Origin of the sequence: Flavobacterium keumense (assembly GCF_029866485.1) — a bacterium.
Taxonomy (GTDB): domain Bacteria; phylum Bacteroidota; class Bacteroidia; order Flavobacteriales; family Flavobacteriaceae; genus Flavobacterium; species Flavobacterium keumense.
This window is the reverse complement of record NZ_CP092332.1, coordinates 835,279-858,913: the sequence shown is the minus strand read 5'-3', so window position 1 is coordinate 858,913 and position 23,635 is coordinate 835,279. Positions and strand designations below refer to the sequence as shown.

Below are 23,635 nucleotides of genomic sequence, written 5' to 3'. Positions count from 1 at the left end.
GAAATGCTAAAAACAAACAAAAAAACAAAAATTGTAGCCACACTAGGACCTGCATGCAGTACAAAGGAGACCATTAAGGACATGATTGAGGCGGGGGTAAATGTGTTTAGAATAAATTTTTCACATGCTGATTATAATGACGTAAAAGAACGAATCAATATTATTCGCAGTATTAATGACGAATATGGATATACAACTGGAATTTTAGCCGACTTGCAAGGACCTAAACTTCGTGTAGGAGTTATGGAAGACGGCGTAGTAGTTAATGATGGGGATATTATCACCTTTACTACTGCTGAAGACATTATTGGAACTAAAGAAAGAGTATTCATGAAATACCAAAACTTTCCAAATGATGTAAATCCAGGAGAAAGAATCTTATTGGATGATGGAAAATTGATTTTTGAAATTGTTTCAACAGATAAAAAAACAGAAGTTATTGCCAAAGTAATCCAAGGTGGGGAATTAAAATCTAAAAAAGGGGTAAACCTTCCCAACACTAAGATTTCACTTCCTGCAATGACTGAAAAAGACGTTGCCGATGCTATTTTTGCTATTGAACAAGGAGTAGATTGGATTGCTCTTTCTTTCGTAAAAACGCCTAGAGACCTACAAGATTTGCAAGAATTAATTGCAAAACACTCTGACGTTAAAATCCCAATCGTAGCCAAAATCGAGATGCCTGAAGCTCTTGAAAACATGGACAAAATCGTGGCTTACTGCGATGGTTTAATGGTGGCCCGTGGTGATTTAGGAGTAGAACTTCCTGCTCACGAGGTACCATTGGTACAAAAAGAATTAATCGTTAGAGCGAAAACTGCTCGTATACCAGTTATTGTAGCAACACAAATGATGGAAACGATGATTAGCAGTTTAACACCAACGCGCGCTGAAGTAAATGATGTGGCCAACTCTGTTATGGATGGTGCTGATGCAGTTATGCTTTCTGGGGAAACTGCAACAGGCAATTACCCTGTTCAGGTAATTCAAAAAATGACTCAAATTATTGAAGCTGTTGAAGATTCACCGCTTATTAAAGTACCTCAAAACACCCCACAAGTACGAACTAATCGTTTCATTACAAAAACTATTTGCCAACACGCAGCCCAAATGGCCAATGTTATTAAAGCAAAAGCGATTTGTACTTTAACTAATAGTGGATACACTGCTTTCCAAATTTCTTCTTGGAGACCCTCTGCTCATATCTTAGTTTTTACATCCAACAAAAGAATTTTAACTCAATTGAATCTTTTATGGGGAGTAAAATCTTTCTACTATGCTAAATCTGTAAGTACTGATGACACAGTAACCGATGTAAATGAAATTGCAAGACAAAAAGGTTATGTTGAAAAAGGAGATTTCTTAATTAATTTAGCCGCAATGCCTATTACAGAAAAAGGAATGGTAAACACCTTAAGAGTTTCTGAAATCGAATAACAAAAACCTATAATTTTCTAAAAACCCTCTAGCAAAAGAGGGTTTTTTTATGTGAAATTTTATGAATAAATAAACATTTATTTATGAAAATATAGCTTACTTTTGGATAACTAAATCTAAATTTACTATGAGTTCAAATTCTAAAAACCCGTTTTTAAACAACAAAATATTTAATTCTACCAAAGAAGAAGTACATGAAGCAACTATAATTGGTCATGAACAAACCATGACCTTATCAGGAACAATCAATAAAAGCTTGATTTTATTCTTACTTTTAACTGCGGCCGCTATGATTACCTGGTGGATGGCTTTTAATGGACAAAACCCAACTATTCCAATGATTGGAGGAGCTATTATGGGGCTTGTATTAGTGATAATTGCAACATTCAAACCGCAACATTCTGGTGTGTTAGCTCCTGGTTATGCCATTTTTGAAGGCTTGTTCATTGGAGGCCTTTCAGCTATTTTTGAAGCAAAATATCCTGGAATTGTAACACAAGCTGTTGGGGCTACTTTTGTAACATTTGCAGTTTGTTTAGGCTTATACAAATATAAAATTGTGCAAGTGACAGAGCGTTTCAAATCAATTGTTATCGCGGCAACTCTAGCTATTGCAACCTATTATCTAATTTCTTGGTTAGTTTCTTTATTTACCAATTTCTCTCCTGTGCATCACGGAAACTCAATGGCGAGTATCGGGATCAGTGCGTTTGTTATCGTGATAGCTGCTATGAATCTATTTTTAGATTTTGATCAAATTGAAGAAGGAAGTACGAGAAGAATGCCAAAATTCATGGAATGGTATGGTGCTATGGGATTAATGATTACATTAGTTTGGTTGTATGTAGAATTCTTACGATTGCTTTCCAAACTAAACAGTAAAGATTAATTAGGCCCTTTCTATCAACAAATATAACCCCATTGCGAATCGTAATGGGGTTTTTCATTAAAGGATCTTCTAGCCTTCTCTTTTTTACCACATAGAAACATAGATAATTTTTATCTCAGAAAAAAGGTATAGAAATAACAGATTATTTTTCACATAGTTGCTTATGTGAAAAATGAAACATCTAAACCTCTCTTTTAATTGTTCCATTTTTCTATGTTTCTATGTGGTTAAATTATTATTTACAATTAAAAGGCAAACTGTAATTGCACCACTACCGTTTTCTTCTGTTCTGTATTCAAATTACTCAACGAAATTCCGAGTAGCCGAACCGAATCTTTCATTCGCTCTTGGTACAGCAATTCTTTTACATTTTCTAAAATCAATCCTTTATCAGCAATAAAATAAGGTACCGTTTTACTTCTGGTTTGTTGAGTAAAATCACTGTATTTGATTTTCAAGGTCACTGTTTTTCCTGCAACATTGTGCTTTTTCAAACGACGCTCTAAGCTACTTGCAATTTTTTCAAGTTGTTCCAACATAAAAATTTCGGAAGATAGATTAGTATCAAAAGTATGTTCTGCCGCAACTGATTTTGTAATTCGATTGGGTTTCACTTCGCTATTGTGAATACCGCGCACAACATGATAATAAAAAGCTCCTGACTTACCAAAATGGGTAGATAAAAACTCCAATGATTTATTCTTTAGTTCTAATCCCGTAAAAATTCCTAATTGATACATCTTTTCAGTAGTCACTTTGCCAACGCCATAAAATTTACGAATAGGCAACTCCTCTAAAAACGAAAGAACTTCATCTGGATTAACCGTTTTTTGTCCGTTGGGTTTGTTATAATCACTTGCTATTTTAGCGACAAACTTGTTAATCGAAATTCCTGCCGAAGCAGTTAGGCCTACTTCATTCAAAATACGTAATCGTATTTCTTGTGCCAATAAAGTAGCACTTGGATTTCCTTTTTTGTTATTTGTAACATCTAAATAGGCTTCATCAAGCGAAAGTGGTTCAACCAAATCTGTATACTCATGAAAAATGGCATGAATCTTATTTGAAATTTCTTTGTAGCGTTCAAACCGAGGTTTTACAAAAATGAGTTCTGGACATCTTTTTTTGGCCAAAACACCGCTAACGGCACTTCTAACTCCAAATTTTCTAGCTTCATAACTTGCCGCCGCCACAACTCCTCTGTTTTCAGCACCACCAACAGCAATTGGTTTTCCTCTCAATTCAGGATTGTCCATTTGCTCCACAGAGGCATAAAACGCATCCATGTCAATATGAATGATTTTTCTATTGGAATTAATTTCAGGCATAGCACAAATTTATACAAAAAGGATTAGTTGAAAACCCTAACTTTGAATCAAGAAAATCAATTATATCGATGATAGAAATAGAGCGTAAATTTTTAGTAACATCAAACGCATTTAAAAGCGATGCTTTGCGCAAAAACCATATTGCACAAGGGTATTTAAATTCTGAACCAGAACGTACCGTACGCGTACGTATAAAAGGTGAAAAAGGTTTTCTAACTATTAAAGGACAATCTAGTGAGACTGGAATTTCTAGATTTGAATGGGAAAAAGAAATTCCAATTACTGAAGCAAAGGAACTGTTATTGCTGTGTGAGAAAGGAGTGATCGAAAAAACACGTTATGAAATTCAATTGGGACAGCATCTTTTTGAGGTAGATGAATTCCACAGAGAAAACGAAGGTTTGATTATAGCAGAAGTTGAGTTGCAATCAGAATCAGAAATTTTTGAAAAACCACTTTGGTTAGGGCAAGAAGTAACTCGAGACCCACGGTATTTTAATTCGTATCTAAGCAAACACCCTTTTAAAAGTTGGTAACTATTTTTCAATAATTTCAATAGACACCTTCATCATTCCACTTCTCTTATTTTGAGCAATCTCCATAAAAGCCCGTTTGGTCAAATCAATTTCTTTAGAACGAACAAATGGCCCTCTATCTGTAACTTCGACTATAACAGAATTGCCATTAGACTCATTTGTTACTCTAATTTTAGTTCCAAAAGGTAATTTTTTATGGGCTGCCGTATAACCACTATTGCTAAATTTTTTCCCACTAGTAGTGCGTTTCCCGTTAAATTTATCCGCATAATAAGAGGCAATAACTGATTTCTTATAAATTTTAAACTTAAGGGGTTTAACCTCTGTTGAATCTACAATCGACTGTTGACCCTCTAATACTGGTTTATTTTTCTTTATAGTGTCTTTTGCTGGTACTGCTTTTTGTTTCAACAAAGTCGTAGTTTGACTCAATGCGAAACTTATCATAGCAACAAAAAATAATAACACGAATCTTTTTTTCATCTATACTTTGTTAGTTTAATCACAGTTATTACTTCGATAAAAAAAGTCCTTAAAAAGGACCTTTTTTAGAACCATAAATTCCATGGAATCCTACTCAAAATCAATAGCAATCCTATTCCATAAAAAATAGCAATAAATTTAAATTTAGCTTCACTTGAAGACGCTTTCTTATGTTTTGACCAGCCCACAGTAATTAATACAATCGCAATAATATTGATTAATGGATGTTCCAATGAAGTCAATCGCAAAGAAGCTTCTTTCATTTGTCCCAAAGCTACTGATCCAAGAGGAGATAAAAAATATAAAATGAATCCTATTAGTAATTGAATGTGAGCTCCGATTAAAGCAAATAGGGCCACTTTTCTATCTTTAGCTGTAAACTCTTTTTTCGAACTTTTACCAAGAAAAGAATTAATAACAGCTATAATTAATACTAAAATGGCTAGGTATGCCCATCCTGAATGAAAATGTTGAATAAGATTATACATATTTTTTTAATTTAGAATTTCAAATGTAATAAAAATTTAGCAAAAAAAAACGGCATTCTCTTTAAAAGAGAATGCCGTCAAATTATTTAAAGATAACTTTATTAGAAGTTATATCTCATAGTAAAGTTCCATGTTCTACCAAAACCGAAGAACACTTGGTTAGCATCTGCTACTCCATTATACGTTCTTCCAGCAGAAGCATAAGTAGGTCCTGAAGTTCCAGAAATATAATCGCTAGCAAAAATATTTGTTCTTGACTCAGCAATATATACTTCATCTAAAAGGTTATTGATATTTAATCTAAAATTCAATGATTTTGATTTATCAGCACCCAATAGTACTCTATAAGAAACCCCTGCATCAACTAAACCATACGAAGGCAATTCTAAAGTACCTTTATTAGTAGCCGAAGTTTGTTTAGTAGGATCTAAGCTAGCATATAATTTATCTGATAATCTGTAATTAGCATCAAAATTTAATCTTGGAGCGATTTCATATGCAGCACCTAAACTAGCTGTCATTTGAGCTACATCCCCAACTCTTGTTCCATCAACATAATATGTAGTTGTTACACCTCCAGAAATATTGTTGTTGTTTACATCAAATCTTCTTCCAGTAATATTACCATCATATACCCATTTACCTAATGAGAACATTCCGTTTAATTTCAATTTATTATCCACTTTAGCTGTCATATCCAACTCAATACCAGAGTGAACTTGAGTAATTCCAGCAAAGTCATAATACCCTCCAGGATTAGTTACATCTGCATCATTAGATCGTTGGTATCTATCTTTCCATGAAGTATGGTACAAGTTCAAATTAGCATTGAATACTGATGAACGGAAACCATATCCTGCTTCTAAACCTAATACTTTTTCATTAGTCAAATTTTCGTTTACTAAAGATTTGTTGTTTGGATATACGGCATTAAAGAATGGTTGTTTTGAATAATATCCAGCATTAACAAAAACATTGTGGTGCTCGTTGATGTTGTAATTCAAACCTCCTTTAACATTACCTCCTAAGATATTTTTATAGTCAGTAGAAGATAACGGATTCGCTTTTAAATACAAGAAATAATCATCTCTTCTAAATCCTTGATTAGAAATAGCTCCTTGGAAGAATGCAGTTAATTTATCAGAAGAATACTCTAATTGTGTAAATGCTCCGTACCAATTCACTAAACCATCATTGTTGTAATTAATTTTACCTGTTTGATAGTCTAAGCTAAAGAACGGGTTTAAACTTGGTCTTGCAGCATAAGTAGCTGTTAAAACTCTGTTTGGATTATTAACATCAAAATTATCAGCATAGTTAGTTGATCCTAATAAGTCTGTGATATTTTGATAGTGAATTCCTCTATAAGTTCTAGCATCTAATCCAAAATCTAAAGTGAATTTTTCAGATAATTTTGTATTCAAGTTAACAACACCACCATACCAGTTGTGTGAATTAATTGAAGCAATTTTTGTAATACCATTAGTAGTATTATTAGAAGTAGATGAGCTATTTTGATATGCTCCAGAGATCAATGCTCTTGTAGAAGTCCCTGTAGTACCAGGAATAACTACCGATTTCCCTGAGTTCCAAGCTTGAATTAAATCAACATTGATTGTTCCATCAGCAAATCGTAAGTTATCTGAGAAAAATCTATTTCCTCTCATTGCTCCTGCTCCGTTAGATCCTCCTCCACGCCCCCAAGAACCGTAAACAACTGTTGACAACTTAGTTTTGTCACTAATTTTATAATCCCAGTTAACAGAAGCGATTGGTTTGTGATAGAAGTTCGTTCTAAAACTATATTCTTGACCGTTTAAAGTACCCCAGTCATTATTATATCTTCTGTTTGGCTCACCATTAGTACCATATTTAATAAACTGAGCAATTGTTGGTGCCGTAGATCTTTGATTGTGCCATTGAGGAGCACCTGTAATTGTAAACTCTAAATCATGCTTAGCATTAATTTTATATCCAATACCAATGAAATAGTTTCCACCTTCAAATTTAGTTCCATTGATATAACCATCTCCTGTAGTTTGACTTAATAAAACAGAAGCTGACAAACCATTTTTCATTATTCCTGTAGAATATGATGCTGATTTTTTCAAGTAATTATTGTTAGCAAAACCAACAGCTACATTTCCTCCTTCTTTCATATCAGCAGAACGAGTAACAACATTGATTGTTCCTCCTACAGAAGAAATCGCTAATTTTGAAGATCCTAAACCTCTTTGTACTTGCATTGCTGAAGTTACATCAGATAAACCAGCCCAGTTACTCCAGTATACAGAACTATTTTCCATATCGTTTACTGGTACACCATTAATCAATACCGCTACATTTTTTTGATCAAAACCACGAATATTGATTCTTGAATCTCCAAAACCTCCTCCAGATTTTGTAGCATACACCGACGGTGTATTCGCTAAAATCTCAGGAAACTCTTGAGAACCTAATTTTTCTTGAATTTCAGCAGCTTTGATAGTTGAAACTGCCACAGGCGTTTTTCTATCTTTTGCAACGTCAACTACAGAACTCTTAACTACGATTTCCTCTAATTGATTGTCATCAGCAGTTAAAACAATAGTACCTAAATTAGCTGCTCCGCTAAATTTAACTGTCTTAGCTTTGTAACCGATAAAAGATACCACTAACTCTCCTGAATTAGTCGTTGTGTTGATAGAAAATTTCCCATCAAAATCTGTTGAAACAGCAATCTTTGTTCCTTTAATAACAATATTTGCTCCAGGTAAAGAACCTTTACCATCTGTAACAGTTCCAGTAACTTTCCCTTGTGCAAAAGCTGTAGAAACCATTAAAAACATTAATCCAGTAAGTAACCAGTTTTTCATTGTTTTCATTGTTGTTTTGTTAATTAATTTTTGGCAAAATTATAACATTTTTGTCTTAATACGTTAATACAACGTTAAAAAAATTGTCTTTTGTTGATTTTTCTTAAATTAAATAACGATTCTCAAGGGTTTATAGAAGAATATAAAATCCTTTTATTGACTTTTTCATTTCTAAATTTTATAAAAAACCGAGTATTCTTTCTTTAAATCAACTCATTAAGTACAAAAAAGCGTTTTGACACTCTCAAAACGCTTTACTTTTTATAACTGGATTTTAACTATTTATTCTTCAAAAAATGATGCAATAAAAACGAAGTAGAACTATCGTGGTTTTTAACTGTTTTAGTATTGATTTCGTCTAGAATTGAATTCGCCAGTTGTTTTCCTAATTCTACTCCCCATTGATCAAAACTAAAAATATTCCAAATTATCCCTTGAACAAAAATTTTATGTTCGTACATCGCAATTAATGAACCTAATGATTTTGGAGTTAATTTTTGAATTAATAACGTATTGGTTGGTTTATTGCCCGTAAATACTTTAAAGGGTAATAAAGCTGCCGCTTTTTCTTTTGACAACCCTTGTTTGTCAAATTCAGCTTGCACTTGCGCTTCTGTCTTACCATGCAACAAGGCTTCGGTTTGAGCAAAAAAGTTAGACATCAATTTGTCATGGTGATTATCATCTCCATACAATGGTTTTACAAAACCAATAAAATCAGCAGGAATGACTTTTGTTCCTTGATGAATTAATTGAAAAAAGGCGTGTTGGGAGTTCGTGCCTGGTTCTCCCCAAATGATAGTTCCCGTTTGATAGTTGACTGGTTTACCATCTCGACCTACACTTTTACCATTACTTTCCATCGTTCCCTGTTGTAAATAAGGGGCTAATTTTTGTAAATATTGTGTGTACGGAATCAAGGCTTCACTTTCGGCACCAAAGAAATTATTGTACCAAACGCTCAATAGAGCTAATGTCACCGGGATATTTTGATCGAAATCAGCGCTCTTAAAATGCTCGTCCATTTCATTGGCTCCATTTAATAAAGCATTGTAATTTTCAAATCCAATAGCTAAACTAATAGAAAGACCTACCGCACTCCATAAAGAAAAACGACCTCCAACCCAGTCCCACATTGGAAAAACATTATCTGGATTAATTCCAAACTCTGTTACTTTATTCAAATTGGTAGAAACCGCAACGAAATGCTTCGCTACATCTTCTTGTTGTGCCGATTTCAAAAACCATTCTTTAATAGTTTCTGAATTAGTCAACGTTTCTTGTGTGGTGAATGTTTTAGAAACAATCACAAACAAAGTGGTTTCTGGATTGATTTTTTTGATAATTTCATTGACGTGGTCTCCATCTACATTGGAAACAAAATGCACGTTCAAATGATTTTTATAAAATTGTAAGGCTTCTACCGCCATAGCTGGTCCTAAATCAGAACCACCAATACCAATATTAACAATATCTGTGAATGTTTTACCAGTATATCCTGTTCGTTTACCCGAAACAACTTCGTTAGTAAACACTTTAATTTTATTTTTTACCGCATACACTTCTGGTATTACATTTTGGCCTTCGACCTTAATAACCGCCGATTCTTTGGCACGCAAAGCCGTATGAAGTACCGCTCTATTTTCTGTTTGATTGATTAATTCGCCTTCGAAATAAGAGGCAATCGCTTCTTTTAAACCCACTTGATTGGCTAATTCCAATAACAAAGTCAAGGTTTCTTGATTGATTCTATTTTTAGAATAATCCAAAAGAAAATCATTCCATTTTAAATTAAATTTTTCTACACGAGATGCATCTGCTTGAAATAATTCTTGCATTGTTGTAGTGGCAATTGCATTATAATGTTGTTGCAACTTTAACCAAGCTGCTGTTTGAGTAGGATTAACTGTGTGTAAAGCCATTTTTATAATTGGTTTGTTCTGTTATTTTTTAATTTCGGGCAAAAATACTGAAATTAGTTTGAATACCACTTGTACCCAAAACATATCACAATTTTGAAGAAAAGAAACGTTTTTATAAGTTGGCTACACTATCCAACTCTCTTTTTAGAGGTTCTATTTGCTGCAAGAATCTTTTTCTAGGCGCCCCCGACATTGATTCTCCTGTAGGTAGTTTTAAGCGCAACGCATCCACTTGAACGCCATTTTTCCAAAAACGATAGCATACATGAGGCCCGGTAGCTAATCCTGTACTGCCAACCAAACCGATAACTTGTCCTTGAGTAACATGTTGCCCTCGTCGTACTAAAATTTTAGACATATGAAGGTATTGTGTCGAATAGGTTCCGTTGTGTTTTACTTTTACAAAGTTGCCGTTACCCGTGGTAAAACCCGTTTGTTCTACAACACCTGAGGCAGTAGTTGTTATAGGAGTGCCATAAGGTGCCGCATAATCTGTCCCTTTGTGAGCTTTCCAAATTCCTTGAACGGGATGCAATCTATTTGAGCTGTATCGCGAAGTGATTCGACTAAATTTAATTGGAGTTTTCAAAAAGAAATTCTTTAATGTCTTTCCTTCTTCATCATAGTATTCAGTCTTTCCAGAAGGATTTGATGCATAAGGAAAAGCATAGACAATTTTCCCTTTGTATTCAAAAAATGCAGCTTCCAAGCTATCTACACCATCATAAATGGAATCGTTGATGTACCTTTCGGTAAACGTTAAAGCAAAGCGATCACCTTTTTTTAATTTGAAAAAGTCAATCGACCACGCATATATTTTGGTGATTTTACTTGCCAAAGCTCCTTCTACTTTAGCGCTTTCAAGAGTTTCTGAAAGCGAACTTTTTAAAACCCCACCTATCGTTCTTCGTTTGATTGTAATTGGCTTCGTTTTTTTATAGGCAACGACAAGAGTGTCTCGTAAATCAATCACGTAATAATTGACCGCATCAGGTTGATAGATAAAAACTTGTAATTTATTTTTTTTATGTTTTGATCGAAGTAAAATATATGGTTTATTATACCGCATAATACGAACATCAAAAGTGTCTTTGACTTTTTCTATAATGTCATAGACTTCCTTGTCTCCTATATTTTGTCTTTCAATGATGCTACCAAAAGTATCTCCTTTTTTGATCGTATCATGAATCACATTAAAATCAGCATAAGTAAAACCAAACTCACTCTTTTTAGGGGCAGATTGAATTTCCTGTTCGTCCAAACTTTCTTGATTTTTAGTACAAGAAAGAACAGATAGCAGCATAATTATGATTAAGAAAAAGGGCGGTATTCTTTTTAACATTATACAATTATATTATTTTGGTTTCTCCCCAATTGGCTAATTCATCAGCACTCCATAATTCAGGAAAAAATATTCTTCTTTGGTATTTAGGGTGCATGTACTTTTTCCAATCACTTCCTCCAGTAGCTTCTCCATCGCCCAAACCACTTTGGTCTATATATTTAATAGCGACGTTCAAATGTTGCATTACCCAAGTAATATTTACCGTATAATCTAAATGGCGCATCGCTTGTATTAACTCAGAGTTATTTTGTTCTTCTATAGGTAGTTGTTTGAACTTCTGCCAAATATTAATCGTGTTGTATTCTTGCATATGACTCAAGAAAACCTTTTTATATTTTCTTTCAAATTCTTCCAAAAGAAACGATTTTTCTCTCGTTTTATAATCTTTCCCTGCAGCTTGCCAATACAAATGTTCAAAAGCATATTCAAACGAAGTATCTCTATCAATAGAAGATCTAAATCGATGATCAATTAAATTAATCAAATCGGTCGCACAGAATTCAATCAAACGGTATTGGGCACTTTGAAAACCACTTGCTGGCGTTAAAGTCGTTCTAAATTTCATGTACTGCTCCACTTCCATTCCGTTTTCCATTATTTCAAACGAAGTGGTTAACATATCAAAATAACGACTTATGCGCAGTAATCGTTCTGTAAAAAAATCAATTTGAATATCTTGACAATACGAGATTTGACGCATTTCCCACAAAATCATTTTGAAAATCAATTCATTAACTTGGTGGTACATAATAAAGACCATTTCGTCAGGTAGTGTAGTTCTTTGCGTTTGAAGACTCAACAACGCATCTGTTTGAATATAATCCCAATAGGTTATTGGTTTAGACCAAAGTAAACCTTCGAGCTGGGTCTCTGTTTTTTGATTAATGGCGTTGTATTTTAAATCAATTTCGTTTAAAATAGCTGCTGAACTATTGGTGCTAGTCATTATTGCTTTTGTTTAAATGGATTTTTCAATCCTTTGTATGCGTCTAAATCTGCTTTGATAGAACCTACTGCAAGACTTGCTTGAATTCGTAAAGGAATTCTATTTCCATCATCTGAAATCCAAACTGTTACACTCTCTTGTTCTTTAAAAACCCGACCGGACTGAACCAATGGCTTAAAGATCATCGTAGGAACAGTGCCAAATTTAGTTTTAATATTGTCCCTACCAATGAATTTTAACTTAAACTTTGTAGTTTCATCATCAAAAAAAAGATCAATCGAAATGGATTCTCCTGGTTTTATTTTATCTATTATAGGTGAATTTCGCAAATAATAAAAGGCAGATAAAATGTCCTGGGTGTTTTTAGGAATTGTAAAAGTTTTTTCTGTCTTATGTTTATAATCTTTGACTACTATTCTATTAGTAGTTACATTAACAAAACCTTCTTGATTCTTTGTGTATCCTCCTTCGTCAATCTTTCGTACAAATTGATACGGTACAAATGTCTCTCTATCAATATAACTTTCGTAAAGATCTTCTACTTTGAAAAAAAATCGGGAAAGCCCTGTGGTATAACCTCGGCCAATAAGATGGAATACTTTTTCATTATTAATGATAGCATCTTTTACTTCTAAAGTAGCGTAACCAGCGTTGACAAAACCATAATGAATGCGAAATTTAAACCATTCACCTGACCCAAAAACGGAATCATCTTGGGAGTTAAAACTTAAAGTGGTAAGTAGTAGCAAAAATAGAATTGCCTTCTTCATAATCTAAATTTAGGCATTATTCAAAAAACACCTTTTTGTCCCAAATGTATTAAAACAAAAAAACCCAGTCAACTATTGACTGAGTTTTTGTGCTATTAACTAACCAAAAAACTATAAATTATGAAATTTATATCAAAAATCGAAAGGAAACCACCCCTTTCATTTTTGTTTTACAAATTTATAGCATCTTCAAAGGATTTTTTTCATTAAAATAGACTTTAACAGAAGTTTTATTATTTATAAATCTGAAGCCGTTTATTTTTTTACATAATAAAAAAATAAGTAACTTTTTTTTTGATTATATTAATTTATTTTAGATATATTCTGCTCAAATTCACAAAAAAAAGACTAAAAACAGAGTGGATTTTTACGAAAAAACGTCAAGTTGGGAGTAAATCAAGACTAAAACCAAAAACCAACACTAAACCAAGTATAACCTTTTGCATTTTCTGGAGACCAAGAATACTTCAGCTCTACAGGTCCTATAGCCGTCTCTAATCCATACCCGAGGGCATAGCCTGAATGTTTAGGAAAAGTAAGCCAATCAACAGACTGAAAAAGGTTGTTCCCTAAGTTGGCAAAGTTAGCCGAAAAGTTGATGTGGTTCTTTCTGTAAAACTCGTAATCAATAGTTCCCAATGTTTTTATATAACTATTAGCTGCCACACTCAAAAAATCATACCCGTAAAACGGTCTAAAATTATTGATTGTAGTATAACCATACCCCCCTAATACAAAATTAAAGAAAGGAATTCCATCATTGCCGATTGGCAAGCCCGCATCCGTTTGAAATTTGAAAGTAATTTTATCCCAAATCGTAATTGCCTTTGAGAAATTTGCTTTAAGAATAGAAAACGGTTTAAAATTATTATGATAGTCCGAGGAAAATAAATAGGATTGAAAATCTGCCGTAAAATACCATCCTTTTTTTGGAAAATATTTGTTGTCAAAAGAATCAAATTTCAAATACCCAAAACCACTCCAATAACTACTCTTGTCAATAATAGGGTTTACATTAGCAAGCGTTTTTGAAGATATTCTCAAGTATTTTAACTCCACACCTGCACCTATTAAAAAACTCTGAGCCAAACCTTTTTGCAAGTAGGCCTGTGTTGACAAGTCAAGAAAATCAACATTGATTTCATTTATTCCTAAAGAACTTAAATTTAAATCGGTAATGTTTTGAGATATATTCTTGTTAAACTGATTAAACTGCGATTTAAATCCAAAACTAAAATTGAATCCGTTGTCTATATAATAATCTAAATTGTATCTGAAATTATCCCCCATTACAACATCTAAGGATGCCAAATCGTTTTTAAAGAGCGTGTTTTTATTCGTTATGTTAACTAAAACTCCACTTTTAAACAAATCATCATAATGCAATCCAAATTTCAAATACGTTTTTGTTGGATTCTCCACTAAATTTAGCGCTAAAATATCTCCCTTTAGGTTCGATTCGAAAGAATAACTAATCGCATTAAAGTTCTCTGTAGCATTAATAGTATTTATACCCGACTGCAATTGCTCATAGGTTATTTTTTGTCCTGGTCTGAATCGTAATTTTCCGAAAACATAATCCTTTGTAAAGTTTTTTAACCGATTTGTTTTTATTTGAACCAAATGCAAACTATCCTTTACAATATCAAGTTTTGGTTTGTTGTAAGGATAGTGTACATCGGCAAGTGCATGTATTTTTTCATACACAGAAAAAGCAGCTTCTTCTCCTTTTCTGATGATTTCTTTTCCTTTATCAAAAGAAATAACACCATAATTTTTGATATCAGGATTGATATAAATATCGGTATCCTTAATCTTAGTTTTCATTTTTTCGATAGATTGTAAATTAGTGATTTGAACTAAGATTTTTGTCGCGTTTCGCAATTGGGATTTTTCTAACAAGTCATCTTGAACATTTACACCTATTATAATATCAGCTCCTAAATTTCGAACCTCTTGAATAGGATAATTATTTGCTACACCTCCATCAACTACTAATTCTCCATCTATTTCAACTGGGGAAAACAAAGATGGAAAAGCGGCGCTTGCCAACATAGCCTGCGCTAGACTGCCTTTATCCAACACTATTTGTTTTCCTGTTTCTATATTGGTGCCTATACATAAAAACGGAGTGGGCAGTTGATTAAAATCGTTTACGTGTCTTACATTTCTAGTCAATCTACTCAATAAATTAAAATTGTAAATACCTTTAGATAGGGCTTCGGGAATCCCAATTCGAAATTTATTAAACGGAAGGACTAAAGCATACGACTCATCGTTTCTTTTTTCATAGAAGCTTTTGGAAGACCTTGGAATATAATCATTTAATAATTCATCAAAATTAGTAGTCTGAAAAATAGAATCTATTTGAGTCGCATTATATCCCGAAGCATATAATCCGCCAACAACGGCTCCCATACTGGTTCCACCTATATAATCGATTTTAACTCCTGCCTCTTCAATCACTTTCAAAACTCCAATATGAGCAAATCCTTTGGCTCCACCCCCGCTTAACACCAAACCTATTTTTGGTCGTTTTTGTTCTTGTGCAAAAGTATTTTGAAAACCAGATACGAATAGCGCCGTAAATAGTAAGCCCCAGATGGAAGTGGATAGCCCCGAAAGAACAAAGCCTATTTTTTCTTGAAAAAAAAGAGCGACCACAGAAGCTCCTTTTTTTTCCTTAGAAAAAAAGGGTTTTGAAAGAGGACTTGGAACGGACAGCTGGGATAGGCTCATAAAAAATTATTTGGCAGTGTAAAAGTCGGTAATTTTTTTGGCTTTTGATAGCCCCACCACCTCAGAAATTTCTTTTTCGGTGGCCAATTTCAATCGTTTAACACTTTTAAAGTGCTGAATTAGGGCTGTCATCGTTTTTTCGCCAATACCTGGAATGGATTCTATAGACGAATTGAGGGCGGCTTTGCTGCGTTTGTCACGATGATGAGTTATCCCAAAACGGTGCGCCTCGTTACGCAACTGCTGAATGACTTTTAATGTTTCTGATTTTTTGTCGAGGTAGAGCGGAATGGAATCGCCAGGATAAAAGAGTTCTTCCAAACGTTTTGCAATACCGATAACGGTGATTTTTCCGCGAAGACCCAAGTCGTCAATACTTTTCAACGCCGAGGACAATTGTCCTTTTCCTCCGTCAATAATAATCAACTGAGGCAAGGGCTGGTTTTCGTCCAAAAGACGTTTGTATCGTCGGTATACTACTTCTTCCATAGACGCAAAATCATTGGGCCCTTCGACTGTCTTGATGTTGAAATGGCGGTAATCTTTCTTACTCGGTTTACCATCTTTAAAAACCACACAAGCCGAAACAGGATTGGTTCCTTGTATATTGGAGTTATCAAAACATTCTATGTGGCGGGGTTCTACAGGCAAACGCAAGTCTTTTTGCATCTGTGCCATAATTCGGTTGACGTGTCGATCAGGATCTACAATTTGCAATTGTTTCAACTGCTCGATGCGGTAGAATTTGGCGTTGCGAATAGACAAATCTAAAATTTGTTTTTTGTCGCCCAATTGCGGTACCGTGATTTTGATGTTTTCACCCAAATCAACTTCAAAGGGAACGATGACTTCTTTGGACAACAACTGGAAACGTTCTCGAAGTTCGATAATGGCTAATTCCAGTAATTCTTCGTCGGTTTCTTCTAGTTTCTTTTTGATTTCCATCGTATGGGAACGAATAATCGAACCATGAGAAATTTGCAAAAAGTTGACATAGGCAGCACTTTCGTCTGAAACAATCGAAAACACATCAATATTGGTGATTTTCGGATTGATAATCGTAGAGCGCGACTGGTAATTTTCGAGAATTTCTATTTTTTCTTTGATTTTTTGGGCTTCTTCAAAACGCATTTCTTGTGCTAATTCGGTCATTAGTCGTTTGAAGTCTTTCATACTTTCTTTAAAATTTCCTTTGAGAATTTCGCGAATAGCATCGACTTGTTTTTGATATTCAGCAACGGTTTCATAGCCTTCGCAAGGGCCTTTGCAATTACCGATATGATATTCCAAACAGACTTTGAACTTGCCGCTTTCGATATTATTGGCACTCAAATCGTAATTACAAGTGCGCAATGGATACAATTCTTTAATCAAGTCCAAAATAGTATTCACCGTCTTGAAACTGGTGTAGGGACCAAAATATTCCGAACCGTCTTTGATCATTCTTCGGGTAGAGAAAATTCGAGAAAATGGCTCTTTTTTAATACACAGCCACGGATAACTTTTATCGTCTCGCAACAACACATTATAGCGTGGTTGCAAGGTTTTGATTAAATTGTTTTCTAACAAAAGCGCATCGGTTTCGGTAGGCACCACTATGTGTTTGATGGTCACAATTTTCTTGACTAAAACATTCGTTTTGGCTGTATCGTGAATTTTATTAAAATAAGACGAAACTCTTTTTTTTAGATTTTTAGCTTTGCCCACATACAAAATCTTCCCGTCCTTATCGTAGTATTGGTAAACACCCGGATTGTCCGGCAGGGTTTGTATTTGTAAAGCAATGCTTGGTGGCGTCATTTTGTGTTGGCTCGAATTGTTTCCAAATTTACAAATAACATCTTTGCAAATCAAAATCAGTCGTTTTCTTTTAGGTCGTAATAAATAATACTACTTTTATCTTCTATTTTTCATACAATGACAAAAAACGAATTACGATCTCAATACAAAGCGCTCCGCAAAAATCTTTCAGAAGCCGAAATCGAAGAAAAAAGTTTGGCTATTGTCAATGGCGTGTTGGCACTTGACATTTGGGACAAAACTTATTTCCACGTTTTTTTACCCATTGAAGAGCAAAAAGAAGTCAATACCGAATTCTTACTGCATTTGCTATCGGGGAAAGACAAAGAAATTGTGATTTCGAAATCCGATTTTACCACACGAAAAATGACGCATTTTCTATTAACTGACAATACCAAAATCAAAAAAAACGAATACAATATCCCAGAACCTGTGGACGGAATCGAAGTGCCTTCGTCCAAAATTCAAGTAGTGTTTGTACCTCTTTTGGCTTTCGACACCCTTGGAAATCGTGTTGGTTATGGCAAAGGTTTTTACGATCAATTTTTGTCTGAATGCCAAACCGAAACCATCAAAATTGGCCTTTCTTTTTTTGAAGCCGAAAACTCAATTACTGATATTTTTGAAAAAGACGTTCGTTTGGATTTTTGCATCACTCCAAAAAAGTGCTATCGCTTTTAATTTCAACTGAAAAATTGGCTTTTTTTTACTTTCTTTACAACTTCAATTATTTGGCATTTTTATGAGATTCAACAAGAATAAAATAGGAATTACTCTCGGAATTCTTTTGGTTTTATTGGCTTCTACTTTGGCTACATTCTATTATTTCAGAGACGAAATTTTAAAAGTAACTTTAGAGAAAGTAGTGGTGAAAATGGATCGTGATTACGATAGTAAATTCACCATAAAAACAGCCTCTTTTGACGGAATTTCAGCCGTAAATCTAACCGATGTGGTTTTAGCTCCCAAACATGCCGACACTTTATTCAAAATTCAAAAGATGAAAACCAGTATCAGCTTTTGGCATTTGCTGATTGGTGATGTGCAATTGGGTACTTTAGAAATCAAAAATGGTTTGGTGCAACTCATAAAAAAAGGCAACGTTCGCAACTTTGATGCTTTTTTGAAAAAGAACAAAAATCAAGAAGTTAGCACTGAAAAAAGAGATTATGCTGCTTTAGCTAAACGCATTATATTCCGATTGTTGAATTTGGTTCCCTCTGACATGGACATTAAAAACCTCGTTTTTAAATTAGACGACAACGGAAAAAAAGCCATAATTGATATCAAGAAATTAGCCTTGGACGGAGGCGATTTAGAAAGCATCATTCACGTTAAAACCAACACTTTTGCACAACGTTGGCGCATTGCGGGAGAAGCTGACCCAAGAGACCGGACTGCTGATATTCAGTTTTTCAATATGGATGGTGGACCGATAAAAGTGCCGTATTTTGACGAACGATTCCATTTGCTTTCTAGTTTTGATTCCATTCGTTTGAATATCGAAAATATTGAAAGTGATGGCGATGAATTTCATATTGATGGCTACTCGTCTATTGCCAATTTAAAAGTCAATCACCCCAAAATTGCAAGCAAAGATGTAGTCATTCGCAATGCGCGTTTTGATTACCGTTTTTTGCTAGGTGAAGATTTTATCTCTTTAGATAGTACATCAACGGTTCAATTGAATCAGATTAAATTCCATCCTTATTTGGCTTACGAAACCGAAGAAGATACCATTTATAAAATGAATATTCGGATTCCAAAAATGCAAGCGCAACATTTTATTACTTCGCTTCCTGATGGATTATTTACTAATTTCCAAGGCATGTTAGCCAGCGGTAGTTTTGATTATAAATTGGATTTTATGTTCAATAAAAACAAACCAGAAGACATTGTTTTTGACAGTAAATTGAACAAAGAAAATTTACGCATTTACCGTTTTGGTCAAGCCAATTTAGCAAAACTCAATGGCGAATTTGAATACCGAGCCATTATTAAAAATGTACGTCAGCGACCTGTTTTTGTGGGGCCTTCTAATCCTAATTATACCCCATTAAATCAAATTTCTCCTTACTTAAAAAAATGCGTATTAACCACCGAAGATCCTTCTTTCTTTAGACATCGCGGATTTATTACAGAGGCATTCAAACAATCGATTATTAAAAATATCAAGACCCGAAAATTCTCTCGTGGAGGCAGTACCATCAGTATGCAATTGATTAAAAATGTGTTTTTAACTCGTGAGAAAACCTTATCGCGTAAATTGGAGGAAATTCTTTTGGTTTACATCTTAGAAAACAACCGAATTGTTAGCAAAGAACGCATGTTGGAAGTGTATTTCAATATTATTGAATGGGGCCCTGATGTATACGGAATTGGCGAAGCCAGCCGTTTTTACTTTCAGAAAAGCCCTGCCGATTTAACCTTTAACGAATGTTTGTACTTGGCTACCATTATTCCGAGCCCAAAGAAATTCATGTATCAGTTTGACGATCAAGGAAATCTGAAAGGATTTGCTTTAAAAAACCAACGCTATTTGAGTAATTTAATGTTGCGTCGCGGTATTTTAACTAGTAGTGATAGCATTAACCCGTATGGTGTTTCGCTTTCCGGAAATGCACGTTCTTTTTTAACCATTCGCAAACACCAAGACACTACTGGTATAGCAGTAGATTCTATTCCGCCGAAAGAAGACTTTGATTTTGAGTTTTTGAAAACGGATGGGGAATAAGTAAATATACGATTTACGAAATACGATTTACGAATTTTCAATGTAATAATTGATTGATTTTAAAATGTACCAATTTTAAATTATTTGGAAAAATTAAACCGCAGATTCGCAGATTTTATATTGAAAAATCTGCGAATCTGCATCTGCGGTAAATAATTTAATTACGATCGACCCTCGAAACTAAGGTGCGGGATCTGGAATTATGGCTTGAACTCCGTCAATCGCTTTCAATACCTCGTCTGAAAGTCTTACTTGAATGGCAGCAATATTCTCTTTCAACTGTTCCATGGTAGTAGCCCCAATAATCGTACTGGTTACAAAAGGTTGTTCCTCAATAAATGCCAAAGCCAATTGTGTTAAAGTCAAACCGTGTTGTTGAGCAATGTCGTTGTACAAACAAGTCGCTTCTGCCGACTGTGGACTGCTATAACGTGCCATTTGAGGAAATAAGGCCAAGCGAGATTTTGGATGATGCTGTCCATTCAAAAATTTGCCTGATAAAAGTCCGAAAGCCATTGGAGAATAGGCTAACAAACCTACATTTTCACGCAAGCAAACCTCAGCATTTCCTACTTCAAAAGAACGATTCAATAAAGAATACGGATTTTGTACGGTTTTGATTTTTGGCAAATTGTGGTACTTGTGTTCTTCCAAGAAGCGCATCAATCCCCAAGGCGTTTCGTTAGACAATCCAATGTGTTTGATTTTTCCTTGTTTGACAAAACCTTCCAAAGTAGTCAACACCTCGTGAATATTATCTTCCCAAGCATCGTCTTGTGCTTTGAATCCGCGTTGTCCAAAGAAATTGGCTTTGCGTTCTGGCCAATGCAATTGATAAATATCGACATAATCGGTTTGAAGACGTTGCAAACTATGATCCAAGGCATACTGAATACTCGCTGGCGAAAAATCGACTTTTTCTCGCATATAGGTAAAAGCCGGATTTGGTCCCGCAATTTTTGTAGCCAAAACCACTTGATCACGATTCCCTGTTTTTTTAAACCAAGTCCCAATAATTCGTTCGGTACTTCCATAAGTCTCTTGACGTCCTGGCACCGAATACATCTCGGCTGTATCAAAAAAATTAACTCCTTGCTCCAAGGCATATTCCATTTGGGCGTGACCCTCTGCTTCGGTGTTTTGTTCACCAAAAGTCATTGTGCCTAAACATATTTTACTGACTTTAATTTGGGTATTGGGTATAGTGGTGTATTTCATGTTTGTACGTTGCTTTTTTTGAAAAACAAATATACAAAGGAAAGGCAATTGCAATACAAAAAAGAACTCGAATTCAAACGCATTTATAAATAAAAAAGCACAACTGAGTTGTGCTTTTCAATATTTAAAATCTGTGCAATTTGTGTATCTGTGTTTTAAATTATCAACCGCAGGTGCGCTTCGTAGTACCTCCTCATAATGACTCTGCTACTCTGAAACTCTAGTTAATCTCATTCAACATCTCCGCAATAGCATCTAATCTTGGGGTTAAAATAATTTCGATACGGCGATTTTTGGCTTTACCCTCAGCAGTAGCGTTGCTTGCTAATGGTGAAAATTCTCCTCTACCCGCAGCAGTCAAATTTTGTTTGTTGATTTTTTTGTTTTCACTCAAGATTCCTACGATTGAGGTAGCTCTTTTAGTTGATAAATCCCAGTTATCTGCAATAGGTCCCGAAGCAGCAAACGCATCATCATCGGTATGTCCTTCAATTAAAACGGCAATATCTGGATTATCTCCTAATACTTTTCCCAATTCAATTACGGCTTTTTTACCTTCGGCACTTACCGCCCAACTTCCTGAACTAAACAACAATTTGTTTTCCATTGAAACGTATACTTTTCCGTTTTTTTGTTCTACGGTCAAGCCTTTTCCTTCAAAGCTATTTAGGGCTTTAGATAAGGTTTCTTTTAGTTTTTTCATGCTTGCCTCTTTGGCTGCAATTAAGTCTTCCAGTTCTTTCAAACGTTGTGCATTTTTACTTAATTGCTCTTGTTCTAAAGCTAAGGCTTTCGCTTTTTCATCCAATTCGTCAAGCAATTCACGATTCTTTTTCATATTTTTTTCCAGAGACTCATTGCTGTTTTTTTCTAGAGCCGCATACGAATCCTGAAGTGTTTTGTATTTATCTAAATTCGTTTCATGCTCTGCTTTCAATTTAGTGTAATCCGCTTTTAATTTATCTAAATCGGTTTTCAAAGCCGCACCGTCTAATTCCAGTTGGTTTTTGGCTTTTGCCAAAGCGGCATTCTCGTCAGCAAGGGTTCTGTTTTCTTTCTTTAAGTCGGTGTATTTGCTTTCTAAATCGGTATAGATTTTTTTGGACACACAAGAAGTGGTTAGCGCCAATACGAACAATCCGATGGAAACTTTTTTTATCATGATGTGAGGTTTTTATTTTATGTTTATTAAACTACTTTTTATCTTTTTTATTGTGACCCTAGCCCTGATGGAAGTGGCATCCTGTGACGACGGGGTTCGGCGGCACAGATAGAGCGTACAGCAGGATAAGCTCCCAACAAAACTACTCAATTTCTACCAAAATAGGACAATGGTCGGAATGTTTGGCTTCGGGCAAAATTAAAGCGCGTTTGATTCGGTTTTTCAAGGGTTCGCTTACCAAACAATAATCGATACGCCAACCTTTATTATTCAATCGTGCCGTTGGGAAACGCATGGTCCACCAGGTATAATTATCGGGTTCTTTGTTCAAAAAACGGAAGCTATCAATGAAGCCGCTTTTCAAGAAATTGTCTAGCCAAGTACGCTCGGCAGGTAAAAATCCGGATACATTTTTATTGCGAATCGGATCGTGAATATCTATTGCCTCATGGCAAATGTTATAATCGCCACAGATCACTAAATTCGGAATGTCCTTCTTTAAGTCGTTAATATAGTTTTGGAAATCATCCATGTACATAAACTTATGATCCAATCGCTCTGCATTAGTTCCAGAAGGTAAGTACAAACTCATTACCGAAAACTCATCAAAATCTACACGAAGGTTACGCCCTTCAAAATCCATGTGTTCAATTCCGGTTCCAAAAACAATATTATTAGGTTTAATTTTAGAAAGTATGGCTACGCCACTGTACCCCTTTTTAGTAGCGGGAAACCAATAATGATAGGGATATCCTGCTAGTTCAATGTCTAAAGTAGGCACTTGATCGGCTTGGGCTTTAATTTCTTGAAAACAAATGACATCTGGATTAGCTTGTTGTAACCATTCGAGTAATCCTTTCGAAATGGCCGAACGAATTCCGTTGACGTTATAGGAAATGATTTTCATTTAAAATAGATTTTTATTGAGGCCTGATTAGACCTTATCCTGTCTTCAAATGTAATAAAAAAGTAGAAGTTTGATT

Annotated in this window: 18 protein-coding genes; 5 read left to right on the top strand and 13 right to left on the bottom strand. The window is 34.7% G+C overall.

Annotated elements, in window-relative coordinates; translation table 11 throughout:
- The first annotated feature begins 3 nt into the window (after positions 1 to 3).
- Positions 4 to 1,437, top strand: a complete 1,434-nt coding sequence (pyk, locus tag MG292_RS03665) for a pyruvate kinase (RefSeq protein ID WP_264534048.1) — start codon at positions 4 to 6, stop codon at positions 1,435 to 1,437.
- A 127-nt stretch (positions 1,438 to 1,564) separates the two neighbouring features.
- Positions 1,565 to 2,326 (top strand): Bax inhibitor-1/YccA family protein, encoded by a 762-nt coding sequence (locus MG292_RS03660; RefSeq protein ID WP_264534049.1) that lies wholly within the window; start codon positions 1,565 to 1,567, stop codon positions 2,324 to 2,326.
- 245 nt (positions 2,327 to 2,571) lie between these two features.
- Here the strand turns inward: MG292_RS03660 and dinB are convergent, their stop codons facing one another.
- Positions 2,572 to 3,654, bottom strand: coding sequence for a DNA polymerase IV (dinB, locus tag MG292_RS03655; protein ID WP_264534050.1), 1,083 nt, complete (start codon positions 3,652 to 3,654; stop codon positions 2,572 to 2,574).
- Positions 3,655 to 3,722: 68 nt separating this feature from the next.
- Between dinB and MG292_RS03650 the strand changes: the two genes are divergently transcribed.
- A complete protein-coding gene (locus tag MG292_RS03650; RefSeq protein WP_264534051.1) occupies positions 3,723 to 4,190 on the top strand; it encodes a CYTH domain-containing protein in 468 nt (155 codons plus the stop codon).
- Here MG292_RS03650 and MG292_RS03645 read toward each other — a convergent pair whose 3' ends face one another.
- From MG292_RS03645 to uvrC, 9 genes are all read right to left on the bottom strand, one after another.
- Positions 4,191 to 4,673: a septal ring lytic transglycosylase RlpA family protein gene (locus MG292_RS03645; RefSeq protein ID WP_264534052.1), complete on the bottom strand. Its 483-nt coding sequence runs from the start codon at positions 4,671 to 4,673 to the stop codon at positions 4,191 to 4,193.
- Between the two features lie 65 nt (positions 4,674 to 4,738).
- A complete protein-coding gene (locus MG292_RS03640) occupies positions 4,739 to 5,161 on the bottom strand; it encodes a hypothetical protein (RefSeq protein ID WP_264534053.1) in 423 nt (140 codons plus the stop codon).
- A gap of 101 nt (positions 5,162 to 5,262) precedes the next feature.
- The gene (locus tag MG292_RS03635; RefSeq protein ID WP_264534054.1) at positions 5,263 to 8,025 is read right to left on the bottom strand and encodes a TonB-dependent receptor; all 2,763 of its coding nucleotides are present in this window, start codon (positions 8,023 to 8,025) and stop codon (positions 5,263 to 5,265) included.
- 269 nt (positions 8,026 to 8,294) lie between these two features.
- Positions 8,295 to 9,938 (bottom strand): glucose-6-phosphate isomerase, encoded by a 1,644-nt coding sequence (pgi, locus tag MG292_RS03630; RefSeq protein WP_264534055.1) that lies wholly within the window; start codon positions 9,936 to 9,938, stop codon positions 8,295 to 8,297.
- Positions 9,939 to 10,050: 112 nt separating this feature from the next.
- Positions 10,051 to 11,241 carry a peptidoglycan DD-metalloendopeptidase family protein gene (locus MG292_RS03625; protein ID WP_264534056.1) on the bottom strand — a complete coding sequence of 397 codons (1,191 nt, stop codon included), beginning with the start codon at positions 11,239 to 11,241 and terminating at the stop codon, positions 10,051 to 10,053.
- Between the two features lie 46 nt (positions 11,242 to 11,287).
- Positions 11,288 to 12,229, bottom strand: coding sequence for a tryptophan 2,3-dioxygenase family protein (locus tag MG292_RS03620; protein WP_264534057.1), 942 nt, complete (start codon positions 12,227 to 12,229; stop codon positions 11,288 to 11,290).
- Complete coding sequence (locus tag MG292_RS03615) at positions 12,229 to 12,999, bottom strand: DUF3108 domain-containing protein (RefSeq protein ID WP_264534058.1); 771 nt, start codon at positions 12,997 to 12,999, stop codon at positions 12,229 to 12,231. The genes MG292_RS03620 and MG292_RS03615 overlap by 1 nt, the downstream gene beginning before the upstream one ends.
- Positions 13,000 to 13,401: 402 nt before the next feature.
- Complete coding sequence (locus tag MG292_RS03610) at positions 13,402 to 15,738, bottom strand: patatin-like phospholipase family protein (protein WP_264534059.1); 2,337 nt, start codon at positions 15,736 to 15,738, stop codon at positions 13,402 to 13,404.
- A 6-nt stretch (positions 15,739 to 15,744) separates the two neighbouring features.
- Positions 15,745 to 17,538: an excinuclease ABC subunit UvrC gene (gene uvrC, locus MG292_RS03605; RefSeq protein ID WP_264534060.1), complete on the bottom strand. Its 1,794-nt coding sequence runs from the start codon at positions 17,536 to 17,538 to the stop codon at positions 15,745 to 15,747.
- A 117-nt stretch (positions 17,539 to 17,655) separates the two neighbouring features.
- Between uvrC and MG292_RS03600 the strand changes: the two genes are divergently transcribed.
- Positions 17,656 to 18,219 carry a 5-formyltetrahydrofolate cyclo-ligase gene (locus MG292_RS03600; RefSeq protein ID WP_264534061.1) on the top strand — a complete coding sequence of 188 codons (564 nt, stop codon included), beginning with the start codon at positions 17,656 to 17,658 and terminating at the stop codon, positions 18,217 to 18,219.
- 61 nt (positions 18,220 to 18,280) lie between these two features.
- Complete coding sequence (locus MG292_RS03595; RefSeq protein WP_264534062.1) at positions 18,281 to 20,272, top strand: transglycosylase domain-containing protein; 1,992 nt, start codon at positions 18,281 to 18,283, stop codon at positions 20,270 to 20,272.
- Positions 20,273 to 20,452: 180 nt separating this feature from the next.
- Here MG292_RS03595 and MG292_RS03590 read toward each other — a convergent pair whose 3' ends face one another.
- The 3 genes from MG292_RS03590 to MG292_RS03580 all read right to left on the bottom strand — a co-directional run bounded on the left by MG292_RS03590 (position 20,453) and on the right by MG292_RS03580 (position 23,559).
- The gene (locus tag MG292_RS03590; RefSeq protein ID WP_264534063.1) at positions 20,453 to 21,490 is read right to left on the bottom strand and encodes an NADP(H)-dependent aldo-keto reductase; all 1,038 of its coding nucleotides are present in this window, start codon (positions 21,488 to 21,490) and stop codon (positions 20,453 to 20,455) included.
- A gap of 220 nt (positions 21,491 to 21,710) precedes the next feature.
- The gene (locus MG292_RS03585; protein WP_264534064.1) at positions 21,711 to 22,652 is read right to left on the bottom strand and encodes an OmpA family protein; all 942 of its coding nucleotides are present in this window, start codon (positions 22,650 to 22,652) and stop codon (positions 21,711 to 21,713) included.
- Positions 22,653 to 22,794: 142 nt separating this feature from the next.
- Positions 22,795 to 23,559 carry an exodeoxyribonuclease III gene (locus MG292_RS03580; RefSeq protein WP_264534065.1) on the bottom strand — a complete coding sequence of 255 codons (765 nt, stop codon included), beginning with the start codon at positions 23,557 to 23,559 and terminating at the stop codon, positions 22,795 to 22,797.
- Positions 23,560 to 23,635 lie beyond the last annotated feature (76 nt).